Origin of the sequence: Weissella thailandensis, from assembly GCF_001932615.1 — a bacterium.
In the GTDB taxonomy this organism is placed as follows: domain Bacteria; phylum Bacillota; class Bacilli; order Lactobacillales; family Lactobacillaceae; genus Weissella; species Weissella thailandensis.
Genome location: NZ_CP014332.1, coordinates 23,694 through 42,287, shown reverse-complemented (window position 1 = coordinate 42,287; position 18,594 = coordinate 23,694). Strand labels below are relative to the sequence as shown.

13 protein-coding genes, 2 tRNA genes and 3 rRNA genes are annotated in these 18,594 nt (G+C 41.6%); 1 reads left to right on the top strand and 17 read right to left on the bottom strand.

Annotation, left to right across the window (positions count from 1 at the left end; genetic code table 11):
* Positions 1 to 43: 43 nt before the first annotated feature.
* The gene (locus FOL01_RS00180) at positions 44 to 277 is read left to right on the top strand and encodes a Veg family protein (RefSeq protein ID WP_075268754.1); all 234 of its coding nucleotides are present in this window, start codon (positions 44 to 46) and stop codon (positions 275 to 277) included.
* 53 nt (positions 278 to 330) lie between these two features.
* Here the strand turns inward: FOL01_RS00180 and FOL01_RS00175 are convergent, their stop codons facing one another.
* The 17 genes from FOL01_RS00175 to FOL01_RS00095 all read right to left on the bottom strand — a co-directional run bounded on the left by FOL01_RS00175 (position 331) and on the right by FOL01_RS00095 (position 18,530).
* Positions 331 to 1,689 carry a hemolysin family protein gene (locus FOL01_RS00175; protein WP_075268753.1) on the bottom strand — a complete coding sequence of 453 codons (1,359 nt, stop codon included), beginning with the start codon at positions 1,687 to 1,689 and terminating at the stop codon, positions 331 to 333.
* 93 nt (positions 1,690 to 1,782) lie between these two features.
* On the bottom strand, positions 1,783 to 3,150 hold the full coding sequence (locus FOL01_RS00170; RefSeq protein ID WP_075268752.1) for a hemolysin family protein: 1,368 nt from the start codon (positions 3,148 to 3,150) through the stop codon (positions 1,783 to 1,785).
* Positions 3,151 to 3,200: 50 nt separating this feature from the next.
* A complete protein-coding gene (gene rsmA, locus FOL01_RS00165) occupies positions 3,201 to 4,097 on the bottom strand; it encodes a 16S rRNA (adenine(1518)-N(6)/adenine(1519)-N(6))-dimethyltransferase RsmA (protein WP_075268751.1) in 897 nt (298 codons plus the stop codon).
* Positions 4,097 to 4,654, bottom strand: a complete 558-nt coding sequence (gene rnmV, locus FOL01_RS00160; protein WP_075268750.1) for a ribonuclease M5 — start codon at positions 4,652 to 4,654, stop codon at positions 4,097 to 4,099. Before rnmV ends, rsmA begins: the two co-directional genes overlap by 1 nt.
* Positions 4,644 to 5,465 carry a TatD family hydrolase gene (locus FOL01_RS00155; RefSeq protein WP_075268749.1) on the bottom strand — a complete coding sequence of 274 codons (822 nt, stop codon included), beginning with the start codon at positions 5,463 to 5,465 and terminating at the stop codon, positions 4,644 to 4,646. Before FOL01_RS00155 ends, rnmV begins: the two co-directional genes overlap by 11 nt.
* Before the next feature lie 373 nt (positions 5,466 to 5,838).
* Positions 5,839 to 6,177: a hypothetical protein gene (locus FOL01_RS00150; RefSeq protein ID WP_207649842.1), complete on the bottom strand. Its 339-nt coding sequence runs from the start codon at positions 6,175 to 6,177 to the stop codon at positions 5,839 to 5,841.
* 10 nt (positions 6,178 to 6,187) lie between these two features.
* A complete protein-coding gene (locus tag FOL01_RS00145; protein WP_075268747.1) occupies positions 6,188 to 7,015 on the bottom strand; it encodes a cation:proton antiporter domain-containing protein in 828 nt (275 codons plus the stop codon).
* 94 nt (positions 7,016 to 7,109) lie between these two features.
* Positions 7,110 to 9,113, bottom strand: coding sequence for a methionine--tRNA ligase (metG, locus tag FOL01_RS00140; protein WP_075268746.1), 2,004 nt, complete (start codon positions 9,111 to 9,113; stop codon positions 7,110 to 7,112).
* Positions 9,114 to 9,398: 285 nt separating this feature from the next.
* Positions 9,399 to 9,515 (bottom strand): 5S ribosomal RNA (rrf, locus tag FOL01_RS00135).
* A 79-nt stretch (positions 9,516 to 9,594) separates the two neighbouring features.
* Positions 9,595 to 12,511 (bottom strand): 23S ribosomal RNA (locus FOL01_RS00130).
* A 202-nt stretch (positions 12,512 to 12,713) separates the two neighbouring features.
* A tRNA-Ala gene (locus FOL01_RS00125) sits at positions 12,714 to 12,786 on the bottom strand.
* Positions 12,787 to 12,792: 6 nt separating this feature from the next.
* Positions 12,793 to 12,867 (bottom strand) — tRNA-Ile (locus FOL01_RS00120).
* Positions 12,868 to 12,956: 89 nt separating this feature from the next.
* Positions 12,957 to 14,531: ribosomal RNA gene (locus FOL01_RS00115) — 16S ribosomal RNA — on the bottom strand.
* Together the 16S, 23S and 5S rRNA genes with 2 tRNA genes alongside form the textbook arrangement of a ribosomal RNA operon.
* 435 nt (positions 14,532 to 14,966) lie before the next feature.
* A complete protein-coding gene (locus tag FOL01_RS00110; protein WP_075268745.1) occupies positions 14,967 to 15,668 on the bottom strand; it encodes an NAD-dependent protein deacylase in 702 nt (233 codons plus the stop codon).
* 10 nt (positions 15,669 to 15,678) lie between these two features.
* Positions 15,679 to 16,629 (bottom strand): HELLH-NELLK family protein, encoded by a 951-nt coding sequence (locus FOL01_RS00105; protein WP_075268744.1) that lies wholly within the window; start codon positions 16,627 to 16,629, stop codon positions 15,679 to 15,681.
* A gap of 15 nt (positions 16,630 to 16,644) precedes the next feature.
* Entirely contained in the window at positions 16,645 to 17,910 is a 1,266-nt protein-coding gene (locus FOL01_RS00100) for a hydroxymethylglutaryl-CoA reductase, degradative (RefSeq protein ID WP_075268743.1), read from the bottom strand.
* 149 nt (positions 17,911 to 18,059) lie between these two features.
* Complete coding sequence (locus FOL01_RS00095; protein WP_075268742.1) at positions 18,060 to 18,530, bottom strand: MerR family transcriptional regulator; 471 nt, start codon at positions 18,528 to 18,530, stop codon at positions 18,060 to 18,062.
* Positions 18,531 to 18,594 lie beyond the last annotated feature (64 nt).

Sequence of the window (18,594 nt, the reverse complement as noted above, 5' to 3'; positions counted from 1 at the left end):
CATTTGTCGCTGGCTATGGGGGTGCCCCATGAGAGGAGTTCTTATGCCTGCAGCATTAGCAGAAATTAAGCAACAATTAGATGCACATATCGGTGAACCAGTGACTTTGACAACCCATGAAAGTCGTCACCGCACCATTGAACACCAAGCAATCGTTCGTGATACCTTCCGTTCAGTCTTTGTTCTTGATTTAGAACAAGATGGTCACGAATTTGATCGCGCTTCATTTAGTTATACCGATGTTTTAACTGAAAACATTGAAATCGATTTTGCATAATATAAAAAAACGTTAGTCACAATGAGCTTATCATTATGGCTAACGTTTTTTATTTATTCTGTTAACGTACTATCTTCTTTAACTAGACGTACCACTTCAAATTCATTAATATATGCTGCTTCATAATCAAGTGGTGTCAGCTCGAAGTTTTCCAGTTGTAATGTTTCTCCAGCTCTTATTTCAGGGAATTGTTCAATAACAAATCCTGTCAACGTGACCATATCTGATTTATCAAACGCGCAAATATCTGTTTTAAAGTAGCGTTCAAAATCATAAACTGTCATTTTTCCAGATATTTTATAATGCATCCGTTGTTTATCATCCGAACCTAGTTTTTCAACTAAATCATCCACGACCCAGTCTACTTCATCACGAACAGAACCAAACAATTCTTCGTAGATATCTTTATCGGTCACAATACCAGATGTTCCACCATATTCATCCTTTACAACAATCATAGGAGTTCGTTTTGAAATCATTAACTGCAAAACTTCTTGAATTGGCATATTTTCAGGTACATTAGGCATATTACGAATAATCTTACGAACTGGCGTCTGCCGATCCACTTCTGTCTGACGCATAATATCGTAGTTAAACACGTAACCCAAAATTTTATCCTTATCACCATCCGCTACTACCGGAAAGCGTGAATGTTTTGTCTCAAAATAAGCATGTAAAGCATCATTAACACTATCTCTGACGTCCACAACAAATAACTGCGTTCGGTCAATCATAATATCATTGACAACTTTATCATTCATTTCAAAGGCACGTTCCATAAAGACATAGTCTTCATCTTGTAGCTGTCCGAGCCTAGCCGCATTACGTGATAAGCTCAAAATCTCCGCTTCTGAATAGACTTCATTTTCTTCGGATGCTGTTCGCAACCCCATTAGGTGCGTAACACCCGTTGCTGATTTATTCAACAACCAAACAAATGGATAGAAAATGACGTGGAAAAAGCGTAAGGGTCCCGAGACAAACAAAGCAACCTTAACCGGGAATTCAATGGATACGTTCTTTGGCACTAACTCAGTTAGAACCACTTCAATATAGGTCAACAAAACCAACGCCACAATTGAAGCAATGGCGGCCGCACTAGGACCGGTCATTTCCTTTAAAACACCACCAGCTAGTAATAAGTGGGCAATCGTTTCTTCACCCATCCAACCTAATACTAAACCGGTAACCGTAATACCGACCTGTGTTGTTGATAGATACTCATTTAAATTATCAACCATGTGAATCGTCGTCGCAATTTTACGTGATGGTCGGTCACGTTTTTCTTGTAACTCCACCAATGCACTACGACGAACCTTTACTAAAGCAAATTCTGCCGAAACACACAGTGCTGCAAACATTAGCACTAAAATAATCACTATGATTGATAGGATTAATCTTCCTTCACTCAAATTAATTTCCTACTTTCGAATATAGTTTATTTATAACGCACATTATAACAAAAAAACACCCGATAATTATCGAGCGTTTTATGAATTAGTCAATTAATCATGTACTTCTTTTTCATCGACCTCTTCGTCGTGCTCAACCGGCAAAGCAACTACTTCGAACTCTTCGATGTAAGCATCTTTAAAATCAAGTGCGGTAATCTCAAAGTTTGCAATGCGGATACCTTGACCAACCTGGAAGTTTGGATGTTCATCCAATACATACCCTGTCAAAGTAACTTTTTCTGAGCTTTCAAACGATTTAATTTCTGTTTTAAAGAAACGCTCAAAGTCATATAGCGTCATCTTACCAGATACTTTATAGTGCATGTTACCTTTATCATCTGATCCTAGCTTTTCAACTAAGTCATCGGCAACATCGTCCACCTCATCACGAACTGAGCCGAATAATTCTTCATAAATATCCTTATCAGTTACAATACCTGAAGTTCCACCGAATTCATCCTTAACGACAACGATCGGGGCACGGTGCTCAATCATTTCTTGCAACACATCTGTAATTGGTTGTGTTTCAGAAACAACTGGTAAATTACGCAAAACCGTTCGGATAGAAACATCCGGACTAATCCGTCCTTGACGAACAAGATCATAGGAGAAGACATAGCCCAGAATTTTATCTTTATCATTATCTGCAACTACTGGCATTCTTGAAAACTTTTCTTCCAAATACAAGTTTAAGGCATCTGAAATAGAATCCGTCACATTAACAACTGTTAATTGTGTACGATCAATCATAATATCAATGGCTTCTTTATCGTTCATCGCAAAGGCACGCTTCATGAAAGTTAAATCTTCTTCATCAAGCTCACCAGCATCAGCAGCATCCTTTGATAGAGATAAAATTTCAGCCTCTGAATAAATATCTTCATCAAGGTGCGCACTGAATCCCAACATTTTTGTAAAGAAAGCTGCAGCACGATCAAATAACCAAATTAATGGATATAAAATGACGTGGAAAAACATCACTGGACGGACGATTGCCAATAGTATCTTTACAGGTTGATCGATGGCAACGTTCTTAGGAACCAAATCCGTAAACACTGCGTGGATAAACGTAAAAATCAAAATAGCTGCTATTGATGACACACTGTGGGCAATTGCAGGTGGCAATATTTCGGCATTAATAATCAGGGTGGCTATAAAATCTTCACCTAACCAACCTAAAATCAATGATGTCAATGTAATACCGACTTGTGCTGTTGATAGATACTCTGATAGATGATCCAACATATTCAGCGCGTGAGATATCTTAGGTGAAGGCTTCTCACGTGCTTCTTGCATGGCACGCAAAGAACTTGGACGCACTTTCACTAACGAATACTCCGTTAAAGTGAACAAAACCGCTAACAGCAAAATAATTAAAATAATCACCAAGTTAGTGATAATAGACGGACCGGAATCCATGATATACCTTCTTTCAAAATTAGTACTAGTTATGATTATACCAAAAATAGTTACTTACTGTACACACCTGTTTTCACTAAAGCATTATGTAAATCGATGAATTTTTCTAATGATAGTTTTTCTGCTCGAATTCGTGGATCTAAGTCAACATCAGCTAACGCCTCCGTTAATCTTGCCTTCATCTCATCATCCTTACCAAAAGCAGTGATCAAATTATTCCACAATGTCTTACGACGCATTGTGAAACCAACCTTGAATAATTTGAATAGTTGCTTTTCATTGTGTGGTAAGACTTCTAATGGCTCACGCGGTGTCAAAGAAACAATCGCTGAGTCCACATTTGGATTAGGAATAAAGGCTGTCCGTGAAACTGTGAATGCTAATGTCGCATCAACACGATACTGCACTGCCAAAGTTAGGGCGCCATAATCTTTTGTGCCAACTTCGGCTGATAAACGACTAGCAACTTCTTTTTGCATCATAACCACAATATTTGCAAATTGTACATTTGATTGTAACACCTGCATCAAAATTGGTGTTGTAATATAGTACGGTAAATTCGCAACTAATTTCAAGGGTGCATCAGGATCACTAAAATGCTCCTGAATGGCCGTCTCCAAGTCAACTGACAGAATGTCCTGATTGATCACAGTCACATTATCATAAGGTGCCATGGTATGTTCCAAAACGGGCATTAAACGATCATCAATTTCAAATGCCACGACTTGTTTGGCTGACCGCGCTAGTTGTTCCGTTAAAGCGCCAATACCTGGACCAATTTCAATCACATTGTCAGTTGGTTGGACATCCCCAGCTGTGACAATATTCTTTAATATCTTAATATCCGTCAAAAAATTTTGACCTAAAGATTTTCTTGTATTAATGCCAAAACTATTCATAATGGCTTGCGTACGCATCGGCGTCGCAATATCTGGTACATCTGTCATTATTTTTCCTCATCTAATTCTTGCAGAACCTCTAACAAGGCTTGTTTTTTGATGCCAAACATTGTCAATCGATTCATTAATTGTTTACCGTTAACGTATCCTAATCCCATCACTTCAGCCACATGTTCACGTCTTTTAGCCGCATCATGACCAGCAATCAAACCTAAGCGCCGTAAATCTGCTAACGTAATATCAGACTTTGCAGTAACCGTTTCAGCAGTATAAACCGATTGTAGCGCATCACGTAAAACAGATGGAGTCGCGTACTCAATGCCAAGACTATGATGCCTGATTTGGCGACCAGCTTCATCTTTGGTCAAAAAAGCATGTTTTGCTTCAGGAACAAATTCGCTAATTAATTTTCGCAACCGTTCACCATTAAAATCGGGATCAGTAAATATGATCACACCTCTAGTGGCTGCTGCTTGCTTAATAGCTGCTATGGTTTGCTCACCCAATGCAGATCCATTAGTTTCAATCGTATCAGCACTCACTGCATGCCGTAGTGCTTCAGTATCGGCACGTCCTTCGACGATAATAACTTCCTTAATCTTCATTAGTCTGTTGATCTAAATGCCATAGTCGTCGTGCATTTTCTGTCGTAATTTCGGCAACTTCATTGTATGTTTTGCCTAATAACTCAGCAATGTGTGCAATTATGTAATGGACATACATTGGCTCATTAGGCTTACCACGCATAGGAGTTGGTGCCAAATAAGGTGCATCTGTCTCAACTAATAATCTATCCAAAGGAATTGATTTTACAGTCTCTTGAACATCCTTAGCATTCTTAAATGTTGCAATGCCTGAGAATGAAATATACATACCTAGATCAAGAAACTGTTTTGCTTCCGCTGGCGTACCCGTAAATGAATGCATGACACCACCAAATTCTTCAACGTGCGCTTCCTTTAATAGATCATACGTATCGTTCATTGCGCTACGTGTGTGAACCGTCACGGGTAATTTGAATTCATGGGCTAGCGCTAATTGTTGACGGAAAGCCTGCTTTTGACTAGCTGCTGATGGATTATCATCCCAGTAGTAATCTAATCCAGTTTCACCGACACCAATAACATTATCATCTTGTAGTTGTTGGCGATAAACGGCTAGTCTTTCATCGTTAATTTCTGAAATATCTTCAGGTTGCCAACCAATAATGGCATGCATATCTGTAAATTCACGCGCTAATTGAATGGCACGTTCATTTGATTCTGCATCATACCCCACAATATTCATTTCAACGATTCGAAACTCACGTGCACGTGCCTCATAAGCAGGTACATCATGCCAGAATGTATCGTCATTCAAATGTGTATGCGTATCATAGCCATCTGATGGTTGATTACCAGAATTATAAATTGCCATTTTTACTCCTCTATTATCATTACTTTATTTTTGATTATTTATTTGATTTGAGTCTTTATTATTTTAGCAAATGTCTTTTAAAAATACCAAAAAGCTCATTCATACCAGTATATTAAGCATAACACGGCAGTTAATCTCACAACATAATAATTTATGTTTTTATAGAGAGCGAGACAAAAGTCGCTTTGAAGCCGATGTGTAACGTTATTTGCGTCATTTTTGGCCGAAGCAAAGCGAAGGACAAGAATGTCGTAAATCGCGTTACATTGAAGCTTCAGACTTTCGGAACGCGTTTATGCTATAAAATTTATAGGCTTATAATTAATGCATTTTTAGCACAAAGAGGTTGGGACCGTTGTTTTGTCCCAACCATCTATTCTTCAATATTATTTGCTAATGTAATTGCCTCTGCATTAACAACTTCATCGTACAAAGTCTTTAACAAGTTTTGATTATTTTTTCCTGTAGAACGCTGTTCTTGAATATATTTTAATTCAGCTTGAAATGCATCCAACAAAACACGTTGCTGCTCTACTGAATTTGACTTTTGATTTTGGAGCATTGCTTGTTGCTGGGCATAAGCATTTCGTAAAGCAATCATCTGACGTGGATTATCTGCTTCTTTTGGTAGATGTTGAACATAGTCCGTCATTGCTGTATTCATGATAGTGATAACTTCATCTACAGCTTCACTATGGTTATATGTGCGCAATCTATAACTATTAATAGACTTGTGTTAAATGATTCAACTTTGGTGCCATAAATTGGGTTTGTTGCTGTTCAACATTCGACATCACACCCATCACAACAACTGCAATAATTCCTGAGACGCCAAAAACATGCTCTGCTACGCCAAAAACGACAATTGGCGCAATAAAATATATCAACACGTGAGCAACTGTGTCATCATACTCTGCTTTCAATAAATGTTGGCGTAGATATATAAAGATAAATCCAGCTACACCACCAGCAATAACACCACCTAATGCAACAATTAAAAATTCACCAAAGCCATGCAGGAAAGAAAATTCCCCCGTATTCATCCAAAGAACTGCTAGTTCTAAGATTACCAGCCCAGTGGCATCATTAAACAAGGACTCTAAGCTCAATGATCTTTTAATGTCCTTTGGCATATCCAAGCCACTTGTCACTGACTCAAGCGCCGTAGCATCAGTTGGGGTAACAATCGCTGCCAAGGCTAATGAAAACGGCAATGCCCAACCGATGGCTACGTGACCAAATACCATCAATACAACGACTGTTAAGACTGCCAAAACACCAGCTAGTCCAATAATCGAACGAAAATGCTTTGAAATTAAATTAGCTTGCGTCCGTTGGCCTTCATAAAACAATAACGGTGCAATAACTAACATCATAAACCATTCTGGATCTAACGTGATTGCGAACCGATTAGCTACCGGTAAACTTGCTAATAAAATACCACCAACAATTTGCCATAAAGCTTGTGGTATTTTCGGAAAAACCTGCGTCAAAAAGTTAGCCAAAATAATCGTGATACAAACGTACGCTAAGGCATAAAATGTTGCCATAAAGATCTCCTATTCTTGGATTCCGTACACATTTTAATAAAAAAAGATTGAGAAAAATTCTCAATCCTTTCGCTCATTAAATATGATTAAATAATTATCCTAGTTCTGCACCAGCGACAACTTCATCTGGCAAGATTGATAAGGTTACCTTACCATCCTTCTCTGCTGAAAGCAGCATACCTTCAGATAATTCACCCATTAACTTACGTGGTTTCAAGTTAGCAACATAAGCAACTTTCTTACCAACTAATTCGCTGTATTCTGGATAGAATTTTTTAATTCCTGACAAAATTGTGCGTCCATCAGCTGAACCGTCATCTAACTTAAATCGCAATAGCTTATTAGACTTTTCAACTGCAGAAACTTCTTTAATCTCAGCAACACGTAACTCAACCTTTTCAAAGTCATCAAAGACGATTTCATCCTTAGTTGTGATCTTCTGTGGGGCTTTAGGGTTAGTAGTTGAACGAGTTTGCTTACCACCATTTCCTGTCATGTTATCACGAATGTAAGCAACCTCTGCATCAACATCAACACGAGGGAAAATAGGTTGTCCCTTAGCAACTACCTTACCACCTGTTGGCAAGTCTTCAAATTGTAAGTCAGCAATTTGAACATTAGAATCTGACAAACCTAATTGTTCAAAAATCTTATGTGGTGCCTGTGTCAAAATTGGTTGTAATAGTGTAGCAACGACACGAAGCGCAGCAGCTAAGTGTGCCATAACGGAATCCAAAACTTCTGCTTTACTATCATCCTTGGCTAACGTCCATGGTGTTGTTTCATCAATATACTTATTAGCACGTGAAATCAACTGCCAAATTGATGCCAAAGCATCTGCTGTATGCATTGATTGCATATTAGCATTATACGTTGCAATTGTATCCTGAGCTGTTTGCACTAGCTCGTGGTCAAAATCAGTTAATCCTGTCTTTAACTCAGGAATCACACCACCTTCGTACTTGTTAATCATAGCGACAGTACGATTCAACAAATTACCCAAATCATTAGCTAAATCGTAATTTAGCTTTGAAACAAAGTCTTCTGGGGTAAAAATACCATCATTTCCAAATGGCATGGCACGAAGTAAGTAATAACGCACTGCATCAATACCATAGCGATTTGCCAATGTGTCAGGATAAACCACATTTCCCTTAGACTTTGACATCTTACCGTCACGCATCGTTAACCAACCATGACCGACAATTGTTTCTGGTAATTCTAATCCCAATGCATGTAGCATAATTGGCCAGTAAATCGTATGGAAACGAACGATTTCTTTACCAACTAAGTGCACGTTAGCTGGCCAATATTTATCAAACATCGTTGTGTCTTCTGACATGTAACCTAACTTAGTAATGTAGTTAGACAATGCATCAATCCACACATAAATAACGTGGTCTGGATCTGAAGCTACAGGAACACCCCAATTAAATGCCGTACGTGTAACAGCTAAATCTTCCAAGCCAGGTTCAATAAAGTTTTTAATCATCTCGTTCATACGAGAAGATGGTTGAATAAAGTTAGGATGCGTCTTGTAGTAGTTCAACAACCAGTCAGCATACTTGCTCATATTAAAGAAGTATGATTCTTCTTGTACTAGTTCAACTTCATGACCAGAAGGAGCTTTTCCACCAATGACAACACCGTCATCATCACGATATACTTCAGCTAATTGTGATTCTGTAAAGTACTCTTCATCATCAACTGAATACCAACCTTCATATTGACCCTTGTAAATATCACCTTGATTTAAGAACTTTTGGAAAATCTTTTGAACAGCTTTTTCATGATAATCATCAGTTGTTCGGATAAAGCCATCATTACTAATTTCTAGATCCGCCCACAACTTCTTGATGTCAGCAGCCATTTGATCAACATATTCCTTTGGTGAAACATTTAGCTTTTCTGCTTTTTGCTCGATTTTTAGACCATGTTCATCAGTACCTGTTAGGAAATACACATCTTCGTTTAACAAGCGGTGATAACGTGCTGCGGCATCCGCAAGCACTGTCGTGTAGGTATTACCAATATGCAATTTACCAGATGGATAGTAGATTGGTGTCGTAATATAAAAAGTCTTTTTCTCTTCTGCCATGTTCCGTTTTACCTCCCATCCTACAAATGAGTAAGATGTTAATTTAGTATCTATATTGTTTGTCTGAGAACAATTATAGCAAAGATTGAAACTTCTCGCAGAAAAATCGGAATTGAAATCGTAATAGATATCAATTCTATTTATAATGACGAATTAAATGCATAAAGCGGCTACAAAATAATTCATTCCTAATAAAGGATATGCATAAGTGTATCAAATAGTATCGTCGAATTTTATTTATAAACAAAAAAGTAGCTCACATATTACTGTGAGCTACTTCCAATTGCATCGCGACGTCCTATCCTCGCAGGAGGCGATCCTCCAACTACTTTTGGCGCTACTGAGCTTAACTACTGTGTTCGGTATGGGAACAGGTGTGACCTCAGTGCCATCATCACGACACGTTTTTATTGAGTGAACTTAGTTCCCTCAAAACTGAATCATAATTGCTTATTTTTTCTTGCCTTACACCACTTGCTACTTGGTTAAGTCCTCGAACCATTAGTACTAGTCCGCTCCATGTGTCACCACACGTCCACTTCTAGCCTATCTACCTCATCATCTCTGAGGGGTCTTACTTCATTTCTGAATGGGAAATCTCATCTCGAGGCGAGTTTCACACTTAGATGCTTTCAGCGTTTATCTCATCCGTACATAGCTACTCAGCGATGCTCCTGGCGGAACAACTGATACACCAGTGGTACGTCCACCCCGGTCCTCTCGTACTAAGGGCAGCTCCTCTCAAATTTCCTACGCCCGCGACGGATAGGGACCGAACTGTCTCACGACGTTCTGAACCCAGCTCGCGTACCGCTTTAATGGGCGAACAGCCCAACCCTTGGGACCGACTACAGCCCCAGGATGCGATGAGCCGACATCGAGGTGCCAAACCTCCCCGTCGATGTGGACTCTTGGGGGAGATAAGCCTGTTATCCCCAGGGTAGCTTTTGTCCGTTGAGCGATGGCCCTTCCATGCGGAACCACCGGATCACTAAGCCCTACTTTCGTACCTGCTCGACTGGTAAGTCTCACAGTCAAGCTCCCTTGTGCCTTTACACTCTGCGAATGATTTCCAACCATTCTGAGGGAACCTTTGGGCGCCTCCGTTACTTTTTGGGAGGCGACCGCCCCAGTCAAACTGCCTGCCAGACACTGTCTTCCACCACGCTGAGTGGTGTGAGTTAGAGTGTTCATACAACGAGGGTAGTATCCCACGTTTGCCTCCATCGAAACTAGCGTCCCGATTTCTACGGCTCCTACCTATGCTGTACAAGCTGCACAAACACTCAATATCAAGCTACAGTAAAGCTCCATGGGGTCTTTCCGTCCTGTCGCGGGTAACCCGCATCTTCACGGGTCTTTAAATTTCACCGAGTCTCTCGTTGAGACAGCGCCCAGATCGTTACACCTTTCGTGCGGGTCGGAACTTACCCGACAAGGAATTTCGCTACCTTAGGACCGTTATAGTTACGGCCGCCGTTTACTGGGGCTTCAATTCGTACCTTCGTCGAAACTAAGTACTCCTTTTAACCTTCCAGCACCGGGCAGGTGTCAGCCCCTATACGTCATCTTACGATTTTGCAGAAACCTGTGTTTTTGATAAACAGTCGCCTGGGCCTATTCACTGCGGCTCAGCTTGCGCTGAGCACCCCTTCTCCCGAAGTTACGGGGTCATTTTGCCGAGTTCCTTAACGAGAGTTCACTCGCTCACCTTAGGATGCTCTCCTCGACTACCTGTGTCGGTTTGCGGTACGGGCAGGTAAACACTAACTAGAAGCTTTTCTCGGCAGCGTGACATCACAGACTTCCCTACTTTATTTCGGTCCCCATCACAACTTGTCCATATAAGTGCAAGCATTTAACTCACACTAAGACTTATTGCTTGGCCCAGCATTTCCAGCAGCTGGGATCCGTTAGCCTTCTGCGTCCCTCCATCGTTCAAACATGTTCACCTGGTACAGGAATCTCAACCTGTTAGCCATCGACTACGCCTTTCGGCCTCGCCTTAGGTCCCGACTAACCCTGGGAGGACGAGCCTTCCCCAGGAAACCTTAGTCATACGGTGGACAGGATTCTCACCTGTCTTTCGCTACTCATACCGGCATTCTCACTTCTAAGCGCTCCACCAGTCCTCACGGTCTGACTTCACTACCCTTAGAACGCTCTCCTATCGCGCCACTTACGTGGCACCCGTAGTTTCGGTGGTGTGTTTAGCCCCGGTACATTTTCGGCGCAAAATCACTCGACTAGTGAGCTATTACGCACTCTTTAAATGGTGGCTGCTTCTGAGCCAACATCCTAGTTGTCTATGCAACTTCACATCCTTTTCCACTTAACACACACTTAGGGACCTTAACTGACGATCTGGGCTGTTCCCCTTTCGACAATGGATCTTATCACTCACTGTCTGACTCCCGGACATACGTGATTGGCATTCGGAGTTTATCTTAGTTTAGTAACCCGAGATGGGCCCCGCACCAAAACAGTGCTCTACCTCCAACACGCTTTCTTCCGAGGCTAGCCCTAAAGCTATTTCGGAGAGAACCAGCTATCTCCAAGTTCGATTGGAATTTCACCGCTACCCACACCTCATCCCAACATTTTTCAACATGTATGGGTTCGGGCCTCCAGTGCGTTTTACCACACCTTCACCCTGGACATGGGTAGGTCACCTGGTTTCGGGTCTACAACAACATACTCAACCGCCCATTTCAGACTCGCTTTCGCTACGGCTCCGGTCTTTCCACCTTAACCTTGCATGTTATCGTAACTCGCCGGTTCATTCTACAAAAGGCACGCTATCACCCATTAACGGGCTCTAACTTGTTGTAGGCACATGGTTTCAGGAACTTTTTCACTCCCCTTCCGGGGTGCTTTTCACCTTTCCCTCACGGTACTGGTTCACTATCGGTCACTAGGGAGTATTTAGCCTTACGAGATGGTCCTCGCAGTTTCCAACTGGATTTCACGTGTCCAGCCGTACTCAGGATCCTACACGGGAGTTTGCTTACTTTCGCATACGGGGCTATCACCCAGTGTCGCTCAGCTTCCCAGCTGATTCTGCTAATAAACAAATTTGTAACTCCACAACGGTAGTCCTACAACCCCAGAGTGCAAGCACTCTGGTTTGGGCTTCTCCGTGTTCGCTCGCCGCTACTGACGGAATCGATTTTTCTTTATTCTCCTGTTGCTAATGAGATGTTTCAGTTCACAACGTCTACCATCGTTTAACTATGTATTCATTAAAACGATAACTTGCATAACAAGTTGGGTTCCCCCATTCGGAAATCCCCGGATCAAAGCTTACTTACAGCTCCCCGAGGCATATCGGTGTTAGTCCCGTCCTTCATCGGCTCCTAGTGCCAAGGCATTCACCATGCGCCCTTAATAACTTAACCGATCAACTTTCGTTGATGATTTCGTTTGAGTATTGTGACTCAATGGTCACAAGCGATTTTAAACTTATTTAAAAAACTCAAAAAATTACGCGGTGTATTTTTTCGGCTCAATTTAATTGATAAAAATCAATTTAAATGAATTTAAAAATTTACAATTATGATTCAGTTTTCAAAGAACTAATAGCAACCCATCAGGTTGCTATGGAGAATATCGGGTTCGAACCGATGACCCCCTGCTTGCAAAGCAGGTGCTCTCCCAGCTGAGCTAATTCCCCATATCATGGGACTGAGAGGACTCGAACCTCCGACCTCACCCTTATCAGGGGTGCGCTCTAAACCAGCTGAGCTACAGTCCCAGAGATTCGACTCTCTGTCTTCATTGAGTGTAAACCACTCAAAACTAAATATCGTTTCGTTGAATGTGCAGGATTCCGATTTTCCTTAGAAAGGAGGTGATCCAGCCGCAGGTTCTCCTACGGCTACCTTGTTACGACTTCACCCTAATCATCTGTCCCACCTTAGACGGTTGGCTCCTAAAAGGTTACCGCACCGGCTTTGGGTGTTACAAACTCTCATGGTGTGACGGGCGGTGTGTACAAGACCCGGGAACGTATTCACCGCGGCGTGCTGATCCGCGATTACTAGCGATTCCGACTTCATGTAGGCGAGTTGCAGCCTACAATCCGAACTGAGACATACTTTAAGAGATTAGCGTACCCTCGCGGGTTAGCGACTCGTTGTATATGCCATTGTAGCACGTGTGTAGCCCAGGTCATAAGGGGCATGATGATTTGACGTCATCCCCACCTTCCTCCGGTTTGTCACCGGCAGTCTCACTAGAGTGCCCAACTGAATGCTGGCAACTAATAATAAGGGTTGCGCTCGTTGCGGGACTTAACCCAACATCTCACGACACGAGCTGACGACAACCATGCACCACCTGTCACCTTGTCCCCGAAGGGAACATCCTATTTCTAGGATTTGCAAGGGATGTCAAGACCTGGTAAGGTTCTTCGCGTTGCTTCGAATTAAACCACATGCTCCACCGCTTGTGCGGGTCCCCGTCAATTCCTTTGAGTTTCAACCTTGCGGTCGTACTCCCCAGGCGGAGTGCTTAATGCGTTAGCTGCGACACTCAAGGGCGGAAACCCTCGAACATCTAGCACCCATCGTTTACGGTGTGGACTACCAGGGTATCTAATCCTGTTTGCTACCCACACTTTCGAGCCTCAACGTCAGTTACAGTCCAGAAAGCCGCTTTCGCCACCGGTGTTCTTCCATATATCTACGCATTTCACCGCTACACATGGAGTTCCACTTTCCTCTACTGCACTCAAGTTATCCAGTTTCCAAAGCCCTTCCTCAGTTGAGCTGAGGGCTTTCACTTCAGACTTAAATAACCGTCTGCGCTCGCTTTACGCCCAATAAATCCGGATAACGCTTGGAACATACGTATTACCGCGGCTGCTGGCACGTATTTAGCCGTTCCTTTCTGATAAGATACCGTCACACACTGAACAGTTACTCTCAATGTCGTTCTTCTCTTATAACAGTGTTTTACGAGCCGAAACCCTTCATCACACACGCGGCGTTGCTCCATCAGGCTTGCGCCCATTGTGGAAGATTCCCTACTGCTGCCTCCCGTAGGAGTATGGGCCGTGTCTCAGTCCCATTGTGGCCGATCAGTCTCTCAACTCGGCTACGCATCATCGCCTTGGTAAGCCATTACCTTACCAACTAGCTAATGCACCGCGGGTCCATCTCTTAGTGATAGCAGAACCATCTTTCAATTAACAACCATGCGGTTGTTAGTATTATACGGTATTAGCACTTGTTTCCAAATGTTATCCCCTGCTAAGAGGTAGGTTACCCACGTGTTACTCACCCGTTCGCCACTCTTTGTCAGATAAAATCACATCAGAGCAAGCTCGTCAGATCAATTAAAGACAAAGCGTTCGACTTGCATGTATTAGGCACGCCGCCAGCGTTCATCCTGAGCCAGGATCAAACTCTCATTTTAAAAGCTTGAGTATAACTCATTTGTTATTTGTTGTTTAACAGAAGTTAAACGAATTTACTAGCGAATTGACTTCGCAAATGTTTTGTATCAAGTAAAATACTTGATGACCCTACACATTTGTTTCATCGAAACGATATTCAGTTTTCAATGGTCTACGTTGTTGTCTCGCTGACAACTCAATCTATATTACAGGACAACCATTTGATTGTCAATAACTAATTTAAATCATTTTTAAAATCAGTTTTCAGTAACTTGTTGGTCTCACTCGACCACTCATATATCATAACAATTAAATTAATGTTCGTCAATAGATTACTGTTATTAATTTTTTACGAACGTTTTATCGAACTAAAACAACAGGATATATATGGAAAAGATCCGTCACCCATCCAAAGGACAGATCACGGATCTTTTCTATATACTATTACACGAAACTTACACTTGTAATTCTGAGAAAAACTCACGCGCATCCCCAACAACCTGCTTAACATGAGCTGGTGCTGGAATTTGTTCCAAGTTAACTGCTAATACTGGTACATTAGGACGAGCATACTGTAAAAGACCAGCAAATGGGTAAACCACAAAGCTTGTCCCAACAATAGCGACCAAATCTGCTTGGGTCATCCATTGCGCTGCCTCATCTACTCTAAATGGAATCTCACCATATAATGTAATTGCTGGACGTAACAAAGCACCATCTTCGCGGTAAGGTGACTGCAAGTATGTATCTACATCACTAGGCTTACCATCCGTCGTTGAATAAATATTGTACAGTGAACCGTGAAACTCAATCACATTTTTAGCCCCTGCTTTGAGATGTAGACTATCAACATTTTGCGTAATAATACGGGCACGATTATTTTGCGTTAACGTGGCCATTTTCTCATGAATAATATTTGGTTGTGCATCTGGAAAGTACATGTTTTCCTTCGCAAATTCATACATTTTTTCTGGTTCACTTGCTAACGCATCTGTACTTAATAAATACTCAGGACGTAACGCAATACCATCATAGATACCACCCTTTGACCGATAGTCTGGAATCCCCGAGGCAGTTGATACTCCTGCACCTGTCAAAAAGACAATGTTTTTCGCATTATCAATCAATTGTTGTATATCTGGCGTTACTAATGTCATTATTTCCTCCTTATCGTATCGCAAATGGTTGACCCAACTTTGTCAGCACCTCTTTAACGGGTGTTTGGTAAAGCTCCTTAAAGAAATCAGCCAATTTATCTTCTGGGGCAGCCAACACGAAACTATTTTGTCCTGAATTTTTTAGCAATCCGGCATAGGCTTCTTCATCTGTATTACGATCTATCATCGTCATATGCTTGATATCAAATACTTGTGCTAGTGGCAAACGTAATTGACGCTCTGACAAGACTGGGGTCAGGGTTGCAAATTCACTAGCATAAATTTCTGGCAAGTCCCAAGCTACCATCTGCTCATCAAACATTGAAAAGGCCGTCACAACAGCACGATGAACCGTGAATGGATCCTTAATATCATCAATGTGCATGGCATCTGCAATTTTTTTAGCTGCTGACCAAGCCTTTGGGTAAGATTCGGTCATTGTTTCAACAATAGCTGTCGTATCACTTGGTACTGCATGTAAAAATACTTGTAAATCTAATAATGTTAACAGGCGCAATGCTGCTTCCCCATTATTATCAGCTGTTTCCTTTGACAATGTCTGCTGTACACCAACCAGAACACCTTTAACCACATCATCAGTCAGCAAACCATGAGCTGCTTGCTCACGATAAACAATTGCTCGTAATGCTGGTTGATAAAGGTAGGTTGCCATAATCATTAATTGATGCGTTAATTCTGTATCATCATCCTTTAATTGGAAGTAAACCTGTGGGTACCCATTCAAAGTCAATAGCATCATCAATAATTCAGAAGTTGCTAAAAAGTCTGGTACCGTCCCATCATTCACTTCAACCATTAGACGCGTCCCCAACATTGAAGTCGATACTTGATCATGAGTAATCGCACCACTAGCTTCCTCATTACCTCGTAAAATAACTGAGCCCGGATACAATGCATTCACTTGATCTAATAACGTTATTGTTTCTTTTGCAAATTTCATTTCTCTATCCCATCTTTATTGTTCTGCATTTGCATGCCGCATTTCCTGTAACAATTGCTGTGCCATTGATGCGTTTATTTGTGATGACTGTTTTAATCGTGCAACTAATAGGTCGACCTCATTATCCTTGGCGCCAACCTGGATTGCCAGCGATTTTGCCTGTAAAGCCATATGGCCTGCCTGAATGCCTGTTGACACTAATGCGCGCAACGCTGCCAGGTTCTGAGCCAATCCTGTCGCAATGATAATGCTTGCCAATTGCTGAGCATTCGGATTATCCATAATATGATGGTTTAGCTTTACTGCTGGCACGATACCAATCGAGCCACCAACGACACCAACTGACATTGGCATTACTGTCCGACCAATTAATTGATCATCGACAACTTGCCATGAAATTAAACCACTATATTGGCCATTATGAGCAGCATAAGCATGCAAAGCAGCATTCACAGCCCTTGTATCATTACCACTTGCAAGTACAACTGCTTCAATACCATTCAAAATACCTTTATTAGCGGTGACCGCACGATGTGGTGATAATTCTTCCATGTGACTTGCTGCAGCAATTTTTTCGGCAACCACCTGGCCAGGTAGCCCTTGTTTCGTTGCTAATGCCGTCACCGGAATGGCCACTTCTGCCTCAACTAACGATTCGGTACCATAATTAGATAGGATCGCCATCAAGACTTGATACCCTTTCTGGCGTAATTGTGTCGCCACCGCCTCTGCCATTGTGTTGACTGTATTTGCCCCCATGGCTTCTTTAGTATCCACTAATACGTTGACTGCGACCGTGGTTTCATCCAGCACATCAACCGTTAATCGCTTGGCGCCACCACCACGAGCTGCCATCGATGGATGGGCATCATTGGCGATTTGCAACAACTCGGTCATATGGTTCTGGACTAACCTTTGTAAACTTGCAATATCTGAAAGATTAACAATGATAATTTGACCGCGCATTAAGCGTTCTTGTCGCTTGGTCTTCACACCACTACCGTACCGCATCATACGGGCACCATTATTGGCTGCAGCAATCACACTGGGTTCCTCAGTTGTCATTGGCACAATCATTTCCCGTCCGTTGACCGGTAATTGCAATAATAAACCCGTTGGCACACCAAAATTATAGATATAATTTTCTACTTGTTGGGCACCAATATGATCATAACTATTTTGCATCAATTGTTGTTCTGCAGTTGTTAAATTTTGATTATTGGTCAAAATGGTTAAACGTTCTGACCATGGACGTTTATAAAAACTATGCCAATTTGCCATGACTATTCCTCTTTATTTAATCTACTATTAGTTTAACAGTTATTAATGGAAATTTGCGCCCGCTTTATATAAAAACATCCCCCAATCACACGCCACATGAAAAATATTTCAAATGGTCATTATGATCACGAGATGTTAATTTATACTATCTATTCAATACTTTCTGCGTACCCTGCCCAAGGCCGGACGCTGTACTTCACCTTATTATTTTCATCTATACGTGCGTACAAACGCTGCGTTTCTTCTTCATCAAAAAATCCTAAATCAACAGCAGGTGTTTCATCTAACAAAACAACATCTTGCACAGCATTTTGCATCACATCATGTAATACTTGCCAATTTCTTTGATGTTCGTTTGTCTTTTTGACAGCACCCTTTAATGTGTACCCATCGTCTAAAAATTCTTTAATAACGGCAACAGTGACGTAGGCTGTATAGTTATAGACACGTGCATCTTGTTCTCCTTCACGCTCTAATGAAGAAATAATACCTTTGCTCTCCCAATAACGTAATTGACGTGTTGACACACCAGTCATCGTCGCCAACTCACCAATACGGAACTGAAACAATTCAGATGCTAAAGCCTTCATTCGAAAATGATGTACTCCTGAAAATGCCATAACCCCCTCCTTCAAATATAATCGACTTTATTGTCAGGTTATCTAACAATTTTGTCAACTTCGT